The 14,941-nt window shown below is 60.8% G+C and carries 12 protein-coding genes and 1 pseudogene; 5 read left to right on the top strand and 8 right to left on the bottom strand.

Annotated elements, in window-relative coordinates:
- Positions 1 to 38: 38 nt before the first annotated feature.
- The 5 genes from JO965_RS32680 to JO965_RS32660 all read right to left on the bottom strand — a co-directional run bounded on the left by JO965_RS32680 (position 39) and on the right by JO965_RS32660 (position 6,593).
- On the bottom strand, positions 39 to 1,832 hold the full coding sequence (locus tag JO965_RS32680) for a peptide ABC transporter substrate-binding protein (protein ID WP_203446205.1): 1,794 nt from the start codon (positions 1,830 to 1,832) through the stop codon (positions 39 to 41).
- An 838-nt stretch (positions 1,833 to 2,670) separates the two neighbouring features.
- Positions 2,671 to 3,699: an IS110 family transposase gene (locus JO965_RS32675; RefSeq protein WP_203446204.1), complete on the bottom strand. Its 1,029-nt coding sequence runs from the start codon at positions 3,697 to 3,699 to the stop codon at positions 2,671 to 2,673.
- Between the two features lie 393 nt (positions 3,700 to 4,092).
- Positions 4,093 to 5,037, bottom strand: coding sequence for an MBL fold metallo-hydrolase (locus JO965_RS32670; RefSeq protein WP_203446203.1), 945 nt, complete (start codon positions 5,035 to 5,037; stop codon positions 4,093 to 4,095).
- 255 nt (positions 5,038 to 5,292) lie between these two features.
- The gene (locus JO965_RS32665) at positions 5,293 to 5,646 is read right to left on the bottom strand and encodes a cupin domain-containing protein (protein ID WP_203446202.1); all 354 of its coding nucleotides are present in this window, start codon (positions 5,644 to 5,646) and stop codon (positions 5,293 to 5,295) included.
- A gap of 299 nt (positions 5,647 to 5,945) precedes the next feature.
- Positions 5,946 to 6,593 carry a TetR/AcrR family transcriptional regulator gene (locus JO965_RS32660; protein WP_203446201.1) on the bottom strand — a complete coding sequence of 216 codons (648 nt, stop codon included), beginning with the start codon at positions 6,591 to 6,593 and terminating at the stop codon, positions 5,946 to 5,948.
- A gap of 101 nt (positions 6,594 to 6,694) precedes the next feature.
- On the opposite strand from JO965_RS32660, the gene JO965_RS32655 reads away from it, so the two are divergent.
- Positions 6,695 to 7,588, top strand: coding sequence for an NAD(P)/FAD-dependent oxidoreductase (locus JO965_RS32655; RefSeq protein WP_203446200.1), 894 nt, complete (start codon positions 6,695 to 6,697; stop codon positions 7,586 to 7,588).
- A 22-nt stretch (positions 7,589 to 7,610) separates the two neighbouring features.
- A pseudogene (locus JO965_RS32650) lies at positions 7,611 to 8,082 on the top strand (isoprenylcysteine carboxylmethyltransferase family protein).
- Positions 8,083 to 8,654: 572 nt separating this feature from the next.
- Here the strand turns inward: JO965_RS32650 and JO965_RS32645 are convergent.
- Positions 8,655 to 9,428 (bottom strand): SDR family oxidoreductase, encoded by a 774-nt coding sequence (locus tag JO965_RS32645; protein WP_203446199.1) that lies wholly within the window; start codon positions 9,426 to 9,428, stop codon positions 8,655 to 8,657.
- A gap of 88 nt (positions 9,429 to 9,516) precedes the next feature.
- On the opposite strand from JO965_RS32645, the gene JO965_RS32640 reads away from it, so the two are divergent.
- Positions 9,517 to 10,140, top strand: a complete 624-nt coding sequence (locus JO965_RS32640) for a TetR/AcrR family transcriptional regulator (protein ID WP_203446198.1) — start codon at positions 9,517 to 9,519, stop codon at positions 10,138 to 10,140.
- 252 nt (positions 10,141 to 10,392) lie between these two features.
- Here JO965_RS32640 and JO965_RS32635 read toward each other — a convergent pair whose 3' ends face one another.
- Positions 10,393 to 10,791 carry a RidA family protein gene (locus JO965_RS32635; RefSeq protein WP_203446197.1) on the bottom strand — a complete coding sequence of 133 codons (399 nt, stop codon included), beginning with the start codon at positions 10,789 to 10,791 and terminating at the stop codon, positions 10,393 to 10,395.
- 153 nt (positions 10,792 to 10,944) lie between these two features.
- Here JO965_RS32635 and JO965_RS32630 point away from each other — a divergent pair, with 153 nt between their 5' ends.
- Complete coding sequence (locus JO965_RS32630) at positions 10,945 to 11,844, top strand: LysR family transcriptional regulator (protein WP_203446196.1); 900 nt, start codon at positions 10,945 to 10,947, stop codon at positions 11,842 to 11,844.
- Between the two features lie 168 nt (positions 11,845 to 12,012).
- On the opposite strand, the gene JO965_RS32625 is transcribed toward JO965_RS32630, so the two are convergent.
- On the bottom strand, positions 12,013 to 12,891 hold the full coding sequence (locus tag JO965_RS32625) for an ABC transporter substrate-binding protein (protein ID WP_203446195.1): 879 nt from the start codon (positions 12,889 to 12,891) through the stop codon (positions 12,013 to 12,015).
- Between the two features lie 767 nt (positions 12,892 to 13,658).
- Here JO965_RS32625 and JO965_RS32620 point away from each other — a divergent pair.
- Positions 13,659 to 14,654, top strand: coding sequence for an aldo/keto reductase (locus tag JO965_RS32620; protein ID WP_203446194.1), 996 nt, complete (start codon positions 13,659 to 13,661; stop codon positions 14,652 to 14,654).
- Positions 14,655 to 14,941: the final 287 nt, after the last annotated feature.

The following is a 14,941-nucleotide window of genomic DNA, read 5'->3' as shown; positions in this document are numbered from 1 at the left end:
GGCGCCCTCGTATCTGCCAGTCCGTGTCACCTGAGGGATCATGCCTCGCGGTACCAGCTGTTGAGCGTCCACAGGTCGGCGTCCCAGCCGCTGTAGTTGGGCACCAGCGTGTTGCTGCAGGCAGCCGTTCGCGTGCGGGAGATGATCGGCAGGATCACGTTCGCGCTGCAGAAGATGTCGTTCATCTTGATGAAGAGCGCAGCACGCTTGACCGGATCGAGCTCCTTCTGCGCCGCCCGGTAGGCTTCGTCGGCCGCCGGATCGACATAGCGCGAGATGTTTCGCCCCTGCCACTTGTTCTCCTTCGTCGCGACCTCCCACGAGACGAACTGATTGAGGAACCGCTCCGGATCAGGTTGCGGCTGCGTCGTCGTGTACATCTCCATGTCGCAATAGAGCTTCGTGTAGGTGTCCGGATTCGCGACGTCCGACGAGAAGAACACCGTCGCCGTCACGGACTTGAGCTCGAGATCGATGCCGGCCTTCTGGCAGGCCTGCTTGATGATCGCCTGCGTCTTCTGGCGAGGCGCATTGATCGAAGTTTGGAAGACGTACTTGAGCTTTTTGCCGTCCTTTTCGCGGATCCCGTCTGCGCCTTGTTTCCAACCGGCTTCGTCGAGGATCTTGTTCGCCTTGTCGATATTGAACTCGTATTTCATGTTGGGCGAACGGAACTGCTCCGGAGCATTGACGAAGTTCGCCGTGGCCGTGCCGCCGCGGCCGTAGATGAACCGCTGGATCGAGTCCCGGTCGATGAGCAGGTTGATGGCTTGGCGCACCGCCGGATCGGTAAGCGTGGGGTGCTTCGACTTGGCGTGCGAGCGCTCGCCGTCGATCTCGGTCCAGGGATCGGTGGTGTTGAGGATGATGAATTCCAGATCGCCGCTCGGAACCGTGATGACCTTGCCGCGCCCACCCGTCTCCATGCGCTTGAGGATATCGTCCTCGACCTGCATGTTCCAGGCGTAGTCGAACTCACCGGTCTGAATCACCGCCCTGGCCGCCGAGACGGCATCGCCACCGCCCTTGATCTCGATCGTGTCGAAATGGGGTTGACTGGGGATGTGGTAATCGGGGTTGCGCTCGCCGCGCAGGATGTCGCCAGGCTTGAAGTCGACAAACCTGTAAGGCCCGGTTCCGACAGGCTTGAGGTTGGCTGGCGCCTCGCGGGATTTGGCGCCTTTATACTCTGCGAAGACATGCTTCGGGATGATCATGCCGACCACGCCGACGAAGGGGTCGGCCCAGAACGGCGTGGGCTGCTTGAAGACGAGCCGGACAGTATGGTCGTCTATCTTCTCGACGGTTTTCAAGCTGGTGTAGGAGCCGCTCGTCGTGGCGGCGGTCGCCGGATCGATCGCATACTCCCAGTTGAACACCACGTCGTCGGCGGTGAAGGGCTGGCCGTCGTGCCATTTCACGCCGCGCTTGAGCTTCCAGGTGACGGTAGTGCCGTCCGCAGAGAGCCCGCCGTTCTCGCGGCTCGGGATCTCGGCTGCGAGAAACGGGATGAGGTTGCCGTCCTTGTCCCAGCCGGCGAGCGGCTCATAAAAGACCCGGGAGCCGTTCTGGTCCTTGGTTCCCGTCGCGAAATGCGGGTTGATAAGGGTGACGGCTTGCCAGAACAGGAGCTTGAGCGGTCCGCCGCCGCCGGCCTTGGTCGGCTTGTAGGCTGGTTGGGTCTGCGCGAAGGCAACGCCTGCCTGAGCGAGCAGCATGCCTGCCATCGGAGCCGTAAACCCGACCGACGCCATCCGGATGACGAAGCCGCGGCGCGACATGCGCCCATCCTTGACGGCGCCAATTAATGACCGAAGCTTGTCTTCTTCCATGGAGTTCTCCCTGCGCGCGGACAGCTGGCCGACCAGCCCTCGCCTTTTCTAAGGCAACTCATGCGCCAGGTACCCCCGGGCGCCGTGCACCCCATCCTGAGCAGCATTCGCTCGACTTGCAATAGGGTTCGAGCCACCAACTCAGTGGCCTCCTCGCACCCATAAGGCTGTTGCCGTTGACCGTCTTGGCCTCGGACCGGCTGCCTCGTGATCCCGCGCCAGACCAACGACCCGCTCCAGCGCGAACAAGGAGCACGGCAGAAAAACCCCTAAGATCTCGCTCTGCGAGCGAGGCCCGCTTTGCCCAGAGGCAATTTGAACTCCACGATGTCTCGGCAGGAGAGCACCAAGACGACCGCGACATCATTCCGAACCTCGTAGGCGCTCGCGATCTCAGCTTGCGGCACCACGGCATTCTCGCCGCCCCGCTGTAGAACCCGCACTTGATCCCCACCCGACGCTACCACGTCCCAACAAGCCTAATCTGCCTTGCATCCGCCAGTGCACAATACGCTTCCTTCGGGCAAGCGGGCCCACGACAGGAAGCTTTGCGATCGAGACGAACGTCCACTTTGGGTCTTGGTTGTCGTCTAATCGCTCGTTGGAATGCAAGCCCTTTTGGTGCCGAGGCTGTGGTTTGCCGGGAGCAGTGTCGTCTTCGCGGTCGACAGCAGTCGCCGCATGATGGGGCTTCGCAGGAGGAACCTTCCAAGGTGTCAAACGCACGCTCCGGGCCTATGGGCGCGTCGGTGCAACAGCCTAGGCGGAATGGTTCATCCACGTCCCGGCAGGGACGCCTCGGCACGCCTCAGGACAGGCGCATAGCAGTTCTGGCCGGTCAGGCGGTGGCGCTGATTGCCCAGTTGAACGGCTGGCCGGATTTCAGCATCGCGTGCATGATGACCGCCAACTTGCGGGCTACGGCCACAGCCGCGCGCTTGAAGCCGATCCGCTCGCGCAGCTGCAATCCCCATCGGCGCAGGTCACTGTCGGCGTGAGTGCGCGTCAGGATCACGGTCGCAGCCTCATAGAGCAGCCCTCTCAGGTGAGCGTCACCGCGCCGGGAGATGTGGCCGTCATAGTCGACCTCCCCGGACTGGTAGCGGCGGGTTGTCAGGCCCAGCCAGGCGCCGACTGAACGCGACTTGCTGAAGTTCTCCGGATCCTCGATGGCGGCCGTGAACGAGGTCGCGGTGATCGCCCCCACGCCGGGGATCGACATCAGCCGCTGACAGCAGGCCGCACTCTGCCGGGCGCAGGCCAGAAGCTGTCGTCCCAGGGCAGATGCCCGGCTGCGCACGCTGCGCCAAGCCTCCAGCATTGGCAGGAGGATCCGGGCAAGCTCCTCCTGACCGGCCAGCAGGCGCTGGACCTCAGCCTCGAAGGTGCCGCCTTTGCCGCGCGACACGACCAATCCGAACGTCTTCATGAGCCCGCGGATCTGGTTGGACAGCTCGGTTGTGATCTGGACCAATCGGGCCCGCGCGGCCACCAGCGTGCGGATCAGCATGCTGTCATAGCCCTTCACCCGCACCTCGCGGTAGAAGCCGACCTCGGCCAGATGGGCCAGGCCATCGGCATCATTGGCGTCGGTTTTGTTGGGCGCCATGGCGAGGGCGGCTTTGGCATGGCGCGCATCGATACAGATCGCCGGCAGCCCCTCGGTCTGGAGCGCATGATAGAACCACACCGCCAAAGGCCCGGTCTCGAACACCACCCGCTGGGCCGCAGGCGCACGCTTGCGGACGATCTCCGCAATCAGGGTTGGATCAGACGGGCATTTGCCGCGCCAGATCCGCTTGCCGTCCCGCCGCACGGAAATCGCCGTCTCTTTCACCGACACGTCAAGACCGATATACTCGCCCATGGGTGTTCTCCGTTCGATGCTTGGGCCCGGCGTCCAGTCGAGAGCCCGTCATTCCATCTTATCGGGGAACAACCACCCGCTCTTCCATGCAGTGACCATCCGGTCTTAGGGCGACTCGCTCCGCGATTACCCAATGTGTCAAAACACTGACGTGTCAGTCGCTGGAGCAATTTTATGTCTTGCTGACCCTTGCAAGCCGAAAATTCCTCGGTGTACGACGATGAAATTGTACAAATAGTTCGTTGAGATCGGACCTGCTCGCGTTTTTACACAGCCAGGGTCAAACCGGGAAATCCCCTGCCCTTTGTGAAGGTCAGGTGCTCCCTTCTGGAGCTGACGTTGAGTTTCCTTCAGCTCAGTGCCAGTCCCGGCCTCCCATCCCCAACCGCATTGTCAGGTCGTCGGCACGAAGCGATAAGCGTTGTCCTTGCGTTCGGCATAGCCCATGCCAGGATCGGTCCAGTGAAAACCCAACAGCTTGATCTTGTCCGTCGCCGCCCGCTCAAGCAGCGCCTTGCGGTTCGCGATCGCCACGTCGTGCAGCATGTCGAAGCCGAACTTCCAGCCCGGATGCTCGAACGAGACGATCGGGTTGATGGCTGCATCGCCGGTGATGATCAGGCCATCGCCCCCGGCCAGCTCGAGCGAGATATGCCCTGGGGTGTGCCCTGCCGTATCAAGAACACGCAGTCCGGTGACGATGTCATCCCCCGGCTTCACCAGGGTCACGCGATCCTTGACCGCCGAGAGATCGCGCTGTGCGCCGCGCGCGAACTCATGCAGCACATCCGGCATGGTTGTGCGGTAGTTCGGATCCATCCAGAATTGCCATTCGGCGGCGCTGATGACATAGGTCGCGTTGGGAAACATCAGACCGGCACCCGGAGCCAGTGTCCCGCCGATGTGGTCAGGATGGGCGTGGGTGCAGACAACCTTGGTCACGGAGGCAGGGTCGATCCCTGCGGCCGCGAGATTGGCTGAAAGCCGGCCTGCTGTAGGCTGGAATTTGTCCCCCGAGCCGTTGTCGACCAGGATGAGATCCTGCCCCGATCGGATCAGCGGGATGTTGGCTCGCGGCTGAACCGTGTCATTGCTCCCGCCAAGGCGGCGAAGGATGTCCGCCTGTTCCTGGGGCGAGGCCTCCGGCGCGACGATGCTGATCGGTAGGGTGAGAAAGCCGTCACTGATGACGGTGATGTCGAAAGCGCCCTGCTTGAACGTGTGGGCCGGTGCCGCGAGAGCATAGCTCCCGATGAGCGGCATTGCCGCGAGGGACGAAGCTCCAAGTATGAGTTGGCGACGGCTCAGGCTGACCTGTGTTACTTCTGAGCTCCTCATGGTGCGCTCCTCCCGGCTGAAGCATAATTTTTGCCGAACGAATAAGGCGTAGCTCAGGCACGGCGAGGCAGGGCACAAGCCGTTCCTGATGATGTTGTTCGCCGGCGTGAACGTCGGCCTTGCGACCGCAAGCAGCCGTAAGTGAAGTGTCTCAAATGTGCCATTTTGAGACCTTCCGAGTGCGGAGGCCGTTGCGTGCTAAATCCATCAATGGCTTACAGCAAGAATTTCGCGGAAGGCCGTTTATGGAACTGGTCATTCGCGCTGTGTAACTGGACCGAATGTTGGCGCGGCAAGGATCGCTTCCATGTGGAGTACCGTCTCACCGGTGTTGCGGAAGCCGTGCCGGTGGCCCGCTGGTACGATCACGGATTGCCCAGCGGTCAGGGTAGTGCGTTCCTCATCAATCCAAATTTCGGCACGACCAGCCAAGACGGTCAGCACCTCCTCGACCATGTGAAGATGGGGAGGCGCGCCGCAACCAGGATCGCACCATTGCTCGAAGACACACAGTTGCTCCGCACCCGTTGCAGCCGAAATGCGCATGCGCGTGAGAACGCCGGGCCTCCACAGCTCCTGCTCCTGTCCCCCGTGGTCGATGACGCGCATTGCCTCAAGCCTGGACCATCACGCCGATAGCCACTTGATTATACTCCCGGTCGGGGTCGTTGCACGTGAGAACATTGTCCGCGAATTTCGCGGAAGAGCCATTATGGAACAACATCGGGTCGGCCAAAATGGGGTGGAATTCGGACCGCAGCTTTTGGGTTAGCCGATCAAAAAGCAGACCTTGGTCCATTGGCGAATTCCGGGCCGTGAGCGGACCAGCGGCTTTTGGCGAATGATTGCGGCTGACGGACGTTCGGCATCCGCCGTATCAAACGGTTGGGCGGGAAGCGAACGGTAGGCTATCCGCCCGCATGGTCGTTGCCACTGTGCGCGGCGATGAACATGGCGACGGCCGACCGGCAATAGGATTCGATTTCGTTGTCGTCCTCTGCTCTCGCCTCATCGAAGCGTGCGATGATCAAGAGATCGCATCCTTTGATCAGCGCGGCAAACAAGCGAGCGGACCGGAGAGGATCGGGCACGTTCAGAACCGCCTTCGCGTGCAACTGACGCAACAGCGCCTCGATTAGGGCGATGACGTGGGCGGGGCCAGCTTCGTAATGGAGCTCGCTTAGCGACCTTTGATTTGTCTTGTCGGCCATGATCATAGCTTCGACACTGCGGACATCCGGGCTCAACAGCGTGCGAAGCAGGGATGATCCCACCGCCATGAGCTGCTCTTCGGCCGAACCGTCGACGCCTTCAATAAGGGCCTCTGGCGCAAACTGATGGCAGCGGGCCGCGATGGCCGCACTGAACAGCGCCTCCTTGTTCTCGAAGTGCCGATAGATGCTGAGCTTGGATATCTTCGCCCGCTGGGCGACCTTGTCCAAGGTCGTCGCTTGAAAACCCAATTCCACAAAGAGTTCGCACGCGGCGTCGACTATCGTTTGGCCCAGCGCCTCGTTGGCGGGCCGGCCGCGCCGGACTCGACTTATCTCGCTCACAACAATTACAGTCCTTGACGGTATCCTAAATATCGAATTACGATACCATGCAGTGTCCTAAATGGGCAAGCTACTCCATCTGCAACACGGAGCCCATCACTATGGATGACGTCATCATCATCGGCGGCAGCTTTGCCGGCCTCGCCGCCGCCTTGCAACTCGGCCGTGCCCGCCGCAAGGTCACCGTTCTCGATACCGGCCTGCCGCGTAACCGTTTCGCCGGCCATTCGCATGGTCTGCTCGGTCACGATCACAAGCCACCATTGGACATCTTGGCTGAAGCGCGGCAGCAGCTGGCGCGCTATCCCACGATCAGGCTTGTCAATGTACGGGCCGAAAGCGTCTCCGGCACCATCGACGATTTCTCCGTTCTCACTGGCGATGGCGAAAGCCTTGGGGCGCGCCGCCTGATCCTGAGCTATGGCGTCGCCGACCAGATACCTGATGTTCCGGGCTTTGCCGAAGGCTGGGGCACATCTATCGTGCCCTGCCCCTATTGCGACGGCTTCGAAGTCGCCGACCAGCATTGGGGCCTCGTCTGGTCCGGCCCTCAGTCGCGCAATTATGTCAGGCTCTACCACGATTGGACCGACACGTTGACGGTCTTCGCCGATGGTCATGACATTGCACCCGATATCCGGGCCGATCTGATGCGCCAGAACATACCTGTCGTTGATGGCCGGATCACGAAAATCGCCCGTCACGGGGGCCATAGCGCCACCGTCAAGCTCGATACCGCCCCCGATGTCGCAGTCGACATCTTGTTCGCGCATCCTCGCAACAAGCCGTCCGCAAGCCTGCATGATGCAATGGGCCTCGTCACGGTCAATACGCCCTTTGGCATCGCTCTCAAGGTCGATGAGCGCCGCGAAACAAGCCTGCCTGGCATCTACGCCGCCGGCGACCTTGCCAACCCCCAGATGGCCTCGGTCACCACGGCAATATCACACGGCGCGACGGCGGGTATCTCCGCCCAGCAGTCGATGCTGGTTTGAAAGCACAGGTTGGAGGACGAGCATGGGCGTTGAACCGAACAGTGCGGGTGTGCGCTTCCCTCCGCCCTTCATCTATCTAGGAGCGCTGCTGTTGGGGCTGGCGGCGGAGCGGTTCGTCACCCTGCGCTCGTTCGGCATCGATTGGTGGTTGCTGGTTGCGACGGGCGCACTGCTGTTCGTTGCCGGCGCGGCGATGATGCTTGCGGCGGCGAGGCTGTTCCGGCGGCTGGGCACCAAGATTCCGCCGTCGCAGCCAACGACCCTCATCGCAACGACCGGTCCCTACCGGTGGACCCGCAATCCCATATCTAGGAATGGCACTTATCTATGCCGGCCTTGCGATCGGCTTCGACGGGCCGATCGCCTTCGCCTTGCTTCCGTTGGTGCTGATCACGATCCAGACACAGGTGATCGCCCGCGAGGAGCGCTATCTCGAAGCGAAGTTCGGCGACGACTACCGCCGCTACAAGGCCGAGGTTCGCCGCTGGCTCTGACTATTCCGCCGCTGCCGTCTGCATGGTCGCGAAACCAGCATGCCTGGCATGGCAGCGGTGCAGAAATCTTGATTTCTGCACCGCTGCCAAAGAGCCTCGAATTTCCGATAAGACGCTGTATGGAACCGGATAAAGGTGCGTTCAAGCGTATTCGAAAGAGCTCGTCGGCACATCAGGATGTGAGTCAGTAACGAACAAGTCTAAACTGGCATTTTGCCCGGTCTGGCAGGAATCCGAATACTGAAATGCATTTGGCGGATCGCTGACGAACCGCCCTAGAGATCATGTTACGTGCAAAGCATATGATCCCGGACCAGTTAGAGTCAGCTCTGGGTCAAAGTGTAGCGTAGAGCGGATTGAATGAAGGTCCGCTTTGCGCACGACTACGGAACTCAGGACCGGGTCCGTCCAGTGCCAAAAGCGGGCATTGCTTGCTGTAGAACAGTTGGAAGGTCAAAGCGGTCAGCACAACAGATGATAGGGAACTGAACGCTTTGAACATCAGAGCGACAAATCATCGGCACGCCCGCCGATTGCGCGGACGTGCCAAACGGATCGAACGACTGTAGCGTTTAGAGCCGGGCACCACCCGTTGCGTCCAACGCCTGACCAGTCGTCCAGCGTGCGTCATGCGAGGCGACGAACGCAATGATATCAGCCACATCAGAGACATGGCCGACCCGCGAGAATACCGACATTGCTTCCGCGCCGGCACGCGCTTCCGGTATCGTGATCCAGTCTGCGTTCATGTCGGTTTCCGTGACGCCGGGCATGACGGCGTTCACCGTGATGCCGCGACGCCCGAACTCCGGCGCCAGCGCCAGCGTCAGCGTTTCCAGCGCGCCCTTCGATGCGGCGTAGGCGGGATGGGTGGGTGCGGCGACGCGGGTGAAGCCCGTAGAAATGTTGATGATGCGCCCATTGTCGCGAATATGATCGGCGACAGCCTGAATGAGGAAGAACGGGGCCTTCAGGTTGATCGTCATGATCTCGTCGAAGACTGCCTCGCTGGTTTGCGCGAGTGGGATAGCGGGTGCCACGCCCGCATTGTTGACGAGAATATCCAGCCCGTGTTCACCCGTGGCAGCCGTCGCGGCTGCCCTGAACTGCTCCCAAAGACCTTCCGCCGCTTCCTTCCCCTTTCTCAGGTCGGCATTGATGGCAACGGCTTTGGCTCCAAGAGCCTCAATCTCGCGGACGGTGGCATGGGCCGCATCCGCGTTGCTGGCGTAATGAACGCCGATCAGCGCCGCGCCTTCTTTTGCGAAAGCCAGCGCGGTGGCGCGGCCGATACCCCGTGAACTTCCCGTAATGAGGGCTACTTTATTCGACAGTCTTCCAGGCATCGCTCACTCCGTTGCGATTTAATCTAGCGATCGCTATAATAAATGGGACACATGCCTCGTCAAGATATTTATAGGGATCACTATAAAAATGGATGAGCCGACCCGAAAGCGTGGCAGACCGAGGATGCTGGATCGTGAGGCCGGGCTTGAGATCGCGGCGCGGCTTTTCTGGCAACATGGATACGAGGGAACATCGATAGCTGACCTCACGCAGGCCATGGGGATCACGCCGCCATCCCTGTATGCGGCCTTCAGTTCGAAAGAGGAACTTTACCGGCAAGCGCTGGACCATACGATCGAGCGTGAAAGCAAACGCCGGTCTGAGGTGTTACAAGGAGAGATGTCAGCCTATGACGCCCTTGAGTTCTACCTTCGGGACGTCGTGCAAGGCATCACCAATCCAGACAAGCCGCGCGGCTGCATCGTCTCGACCGCTGTTCTTCAACATGCCAAAGAGAATGAGTCAGTCGCCACAGCCGTCGCCGCGCGGCGGGAGGTGTCGCTCCAGGCTCTCAAAACACGCTTCCACCGCGCGATCAATGAGGGCGAACTCCCCACTGATACCGACACCGATGCTCTCGCACGCTTCTACGCGGCAGTCGTGCAGGGCATGTCGGCACAAGCTTGTGACGGAGCATGCACAGAAAGACTGATGCAAATTGTAGATATTGCGTTGTCGGCATGGCCAGGAACCCGGCACGCTGTGAGGTGAAGCGATGGAATCAGCTTCAACCCGGATAAGCACACCGTCGGGTGGCCAGGGAGGATCTTCAACATCTTTGTAGTGCAATACGTGCGGTTCGTCCGCGGTATTGTATGCTGCTGCCTTCGTTGCTTGCTCTCGAGTGCTGTCATGAGACCGTCCATAGATGGATCATCTTGGCGCTGATCAAGAAATCCGGGGCCGAGGCTGACGTGGTATCGGAGCATCGACCTCGGCTGGGAAATTGTATCCGACGATTGTTCAGGCGGTCTGTGGAACCCGTGCGATCACCTTGATCTCGAAGTCGAAGCCGGCGAGCCAGTTCACTCCTACAGCTGTCCAGTTGGGATAAGGCTTCTGAGGAAATGCTTTGTCTTTGACAGACATGATGATCTCGAACTGTGTCCCAGGATCCGTATGGAACGTCGTTATGTCGACGATATCGTCGAACGTGCCGCCGGCCGCCCGCAGAACCTCACCGAGATTGTCGAAAGCAAGCTGAACCTGTTTTGCAAAGTCAGGCTCGGGTGAGCCGTCCTCGCGGCTGCCGACCTGCCCAGAGACGAAGAGCAGATCGCCCGACCGGATGGCAGCGGAGTAGCGGTTGATCTCGTAGAGTGCCTGCCGGCCGGCAGGGAAGATGGCGTCGCGCTTGGACATTCATTTCTCCTTGTTCAGATCGGGTGAAACCCCGGAACGAAGGCTCGTCCCGATGGGGTCACAGGATCTGCCTTGCTGGAGCAGGAGATAGTACCTCGTCATTTGCCTGATTAGACGTTGAAATCGACACAGGTTGATGCAAAATCGCCATCAATGATGCGCCCCTCCCTCAATGATCTCACTGCCTTTGTGGCCGTTGCCACCCATCGCAGCTTCCGCCGCGCAGCGGATGAACTTGGAACGGCGCCATCCACGCTAAGCCATGCGATGCGTGGCCTTGAGGATCGGCTGGGCGTGCGTCTCCTCAACCGCACGACCCGTAGCGTCTCGCCGACCGAAGCAGGGTTTGAGCTGCTCAGCCGGTTGCAGGTGGCACTCGCGTCCTTGGATGAGGCGTTGGACGCCGTCACTACCTTCCGAGGCCAGGTGGCGGGCACGGTCCGGATCAACGCACCGCGGGTGGCCGCGGCCGCTCTCGTCCGCGATGTCCTCCCACGCATGGTGGAACGGTTCCCCGATGTGACGGTGGATCTTGTTGTCGAAGGACGACTGATCGATATCGTGTCCGGCGGCTTCGACGCGGGGGTGCGCCTTATCGGGTCAATCCCGAAAGATATGATAGCCGTCCCCTTCGCCAGCCCGATCGGATTCGTCTGTGTCGCATCGCCAGCCTATCTCCATCGCGCCGGTGAACCGGCAACTCCGGACGATCTTCAGCGGCATCGCTGCATCGGCCACCGCATGCCCAGTGGCAGGCTGTACCGATGGGAATTCAAGCGGGCTGGGCAGGAGTTGACGATTGATGCCAATGGACCCGTGGTTCTCGACGATGAAGACTTGATGGTGGAGGCGGCCGTGCAGGGGTTGGGGATCGCGTATGTGGCGAGTTGGGCTGCCGAAGCCGCCATAGCGGAGGGGCGATTGCGCAGGGTCCTGGCCACATGGATGCACGAACCGGAGAGAGCAGCGGTTTATTATCCAGGACATCGAGTCGTCCCGCCGGCGCTGCGGGTATTTCTTGATGTCATCAGGGACATCCGGCCAACGAAGTAGCAGGTCCTCTGAAAGGATCACCTGAAGGTCTGCATCGGGTCAATCTGTAGCCTTGAGCAGGCCAGATGAAGGTCCGCTGAGTGCTCGTTAAGCTGACTAAGCTCTTACGTCTCAGGAGTGCCATGAAGAGACATTCCAGGATCACGGATAGAACTCGATCAAGCCGTCTCACTCGATTACCTCATCGGCTTGAACGAGCAAGGCAGGCGGAGCCTCCAGGCCCAGCCTCTGCGCCGCCTTGAGATTGAGGACCAGTTCGTATCTCGTCGGCTGCTGGACCGGCAGTTCCGCCGGGCTCTCGCCGCGCAGGATGCGGTTGACGTACTGCGCCGAGCGCCTGAACAGGTCCTTACGGTCCGCCGAGAAGGAGATCAGCCCGCCACCGGCCACCATGGCGCGATCGGCGTAGGCCGCAGGCACCCGGTGGCGCGCCGCCGCCGCCACGACGCGATCCCGGTGGGTCAGGATGGTGAGGTCCGACGGGAAGACCACACCGCCGTTCGGTCCTTGCGCGCTTGCCTCGATGGCGCGTTCGATCTCGGTCGGCTCATGGATGGGAGCAATCACCGGCTCAACCCCAAGCTTCGTCGCAGCCTCATTGAACCGTTGAATGTTGCGCGGGGAGTTTGGGTTGTCTGGGTTGAAGATGAGCGCGACGCGCCTGACACTCGGCGCAATCTGCGTCAGGATTTCCAGGAGCTTCTCCACGATGGGGAGACCGGAGAGCGTAAACCCGGTGATGTTCCCTCCAGGTCGCTGTAGGCTCGCCACAAGTCCCCGCTCGGCGGAGACTGCCACGAACACGACTGGAATGGAGCGCGTTTGTTGCTGCACGACAGACATGACCCGTGCCCCCGTGGCCAGGATGGTGTCCGGCATAGCAGCCACTAGGTCGGCCACAGCAGCTTGCACTCGCCCCATGTCGTCTGTCGTCCAGCGCTCATCAAACCGTAGGTTCTCGCCCGCCTGCCAACCAAATTTTCGAAGCTCTTCCCGGAAAGCTGCAACCCGGTCTTGCACCTCCGCATCAGTCTCAGGGTAAGGCATGACGATCGCGACCGTCCGAAGACGGTTGGGCTGCTGCGCCCACGCCGCCCAGGCAAGAGGTAATCCTCCTAACCAAGCGACAGTAAAATCCCGCCGCCTCATTCGATCCCATCGGAGTGATTAGCCAAACTCCAATCCTACTCCTGCCCACGCGAATGGGAAGGAAATAGTTTCATAGACGGCTCTCTGCGAAATACGGTGCCCTCTCACACTCGCGAACGGCGCTGCCATTGCCTCGTTATTCGCCCAGACCTAGAAGCCCTAGGGACATCTGAGATAAGTGACTGAGCCACCGGATATGCCAACATCACGGTAAAGAATCACCGTCACGAGCACGCGTGCGGAAAAGGGCGGCACCGGTTAGCCTGTGCGCGTGGGTGTGCGTAAAGTGGTAGCTCCGCCACGGCCCTGACGAACCCTGCCATGGTCAGGTCGCTTCCGGGCCGTAGTCGCTCATGAACACCACAATGGTATTGTCGCGAATGCCGAAGCCACCCACCGCGGTCACCTGAGGCGCTGAGGATTAGGTGGAGGAAAGCGCTGTGCCCTCGTAGGTCTATGAATCGGACATGGACCGTCAGCAAAGGGTCAAACTGGGTCTTTAGGCGCAGCCGTGCTGGGGGCCGCTCACCCCGCAGGTCCAGACATTCGACTTGCGATCGGGAGGTTCGAGGATCTGGCAATTGGGTTGGTTTGGTCTTGATCTCACTAGCCGCACCAAGGAACTTCTGTATGGCTCTATGGTGTGAAACAGAAGGTATCACCTAATGAAGACGCGCAAACTCGGTCCTCACCTTACCGTTTCGACAGTCGGGCTTGGCTGCATGGGAATGAGCCACGCCTATGGTGGCCAGGACGAGCCGGAATCCATCCGCACGCTTCATCGGGCCATCGAACTTGGCGTCACCTTCTTCGACACGGCTGAAGCCTATGGCCCGTTCGCAAACGAAATCCTGGTCGGCAAAGCGCTCAAGCCCTACCGGGATAAGGTGGTGATCGCCACCAAGTTCGGCTTTCGGATCGACACGAGCAAGAGGGGCGCGGCCGCCATGTCGGGCGTCGATAGCCGACCGGAGCATGTCCGCGAAGTGGCCGAGGCGTCCTTGAAACGGCTCGGGGTTGAGGTGATCGACCTGTTCTACCAGCACCGCGTCGACCCGCAGGTGCCGATCGAGGATACCGTCGGCGCCATGGCGGAGCTTGTGAAGGAAGGCAAGGTGCGTGCGCTCGGCCTGTCCGAAGCGGGAGCCGCCCACATCCGCCGGGCTCATGCTGTTCATCCGATTTCGGCTCTCCAGAGCGAATACTCGCTCTGGACCCGCGATCCGGAAGGCGAAATCCTCGACACCTGCCGCGAACTTGGTATCGGCTTTGTGCCATTCAGCCCACTCGGTCGCGGCTTCCTGACAGGTAAGATCCAGAACCCAGAGGATTTCGGTGCCGATGATTTCCGGCGGACGCTTCCACGCTTCAGCCCCGAGAACATGGCCGCCAACGCCTCGCTCGTGACCATGCTGGAGGAGACGGCAGCCGCAAAGGGCGTGACGGCTGCACAACTCGCACTTTCCTGGGTTCTCCACCAAGGAGATTTCATCGTCCCCATTCCGGGGGCACGGAAGATCGCTCATCTGGAGCAGAACGTTGCCGCTGCGGAGATTGTGCTTTCGCCGGACGAGGTTAGGACGCTCGGTGCCATGCTGGCACCTGAAAAATTTGCTGGAAAGCGCTATGGGGATGCAGCCATGTCTCTGACCACCAGATGAGCCAGGGCACTTTCCCCTACGTGACGCGGGTGTTCGCCCTTCACATCTCTTAGGGCCGCAAGGGATCAACTTCGGTCCGGCATTCGATAGCAAACGCCACCAGATCGTCCACTGCCATGTCTCCCGCCCCGTTGATGCAACAGCTCTCGCGGCCGCGGGAACAACCCATCCGGTGTCATCGCCAATGCGAAACGCCAATGGTATCATGGTCAGGACTGCCGAGACGCCCGCGAGCTGAGGGATTGGCCGCGGACGCGTCAGGGGCCTACCCGGCGTATCTCTCCGAG

This window comes from Microvirga sp. VF16 (assembly GCF_016864375.1).
Classification (GTDB): Bacteria; Pseudomonadota; Alphaproteobacteria; order Rhizobiales; family Beijerinckiaceae; genus Microvirga.
The sequence above is the reverse complement of the archived record's forward strand: the minus strand, read 5'-3'. Positions and strand labels throughout refer to the sequence as shown.

Coding starts and splice junctions, on each gene's coding strand:
- JO965_RS32620 (WP_203446194.1), top strand. CDS start 13,659: ATGAAGACGCGCAAACTCGGTCCTCACCTTACCGTTTCGACAGTCGGG.
- JO965_RS32630 (WP_203446196.1), top strand. CDS start 10,945: ATGATGCGCCCCTCCCTCAATGATCTCACTGCCTTTGTGGCCGTTGCC.
- JO965_RS32645 (WP_203446199.1), bottom strand. CDS start 9,428: ATGCCTGGAAGACTGTCGAATAAAGTAGCCCTCATTACGGGAAGTTCA.
- JO965_RS32625 (WP_203446195.1), bottom strand. CDS start 12,891: ATGCCTTACCCTGAGACTGATGCGGAGGTGCAAGACCGGGTTGCAGCT.
- JO965_RS32680 (WP_203446205.1), bottom strand. CDS start 1,832: ATGGAAGAAGACAAGCTTCGGTCATTAATTGGCGCCGTCAAGGATGGG.
- JO965_RS32655 (WP_203446200.1), top strand. CDS start 6,695: ATGGATGACGTCATCATCATCGGCGGCAGCTTTGCCGGCCTCGCCGCC.
- JO965_RS32635 (WP_203446197.1), bottom strand. CDS start 10,791: ATGTCCAAGCGCGACGCCATCTTCCCTGCCGGCCGGCAGGCACTCTAC.
- JO965_RS32665 (WP_203446202.1), bottom strand. CDS start 5,646: ATGCGCGTCATCGACCACGGGGGACAGGAGCAGGAGCTGTGGAGGCCC.
- JO965_RS32640 (WP_203446198.1), top strand. CDS start 9,517: ATGGATGAGCCGACCCGAAAGCGTGGCAGACCGAGGATGCTGGATCGT.
- JO965_RS32675 (WP_203446204.1), bottom strand. CDS start 3,699: ATGGGCGAGTATATCGGTCTTGACGTGTCGGTGAAAGAGACGGCGATT.
- JO965_RS32670 (WP_203446203.1), bottom strand. CDS start 5,037: ATGAGGAGCTCAGAAGTAACACAGGTCAGCCTGAGCCGTCGCCAACTC.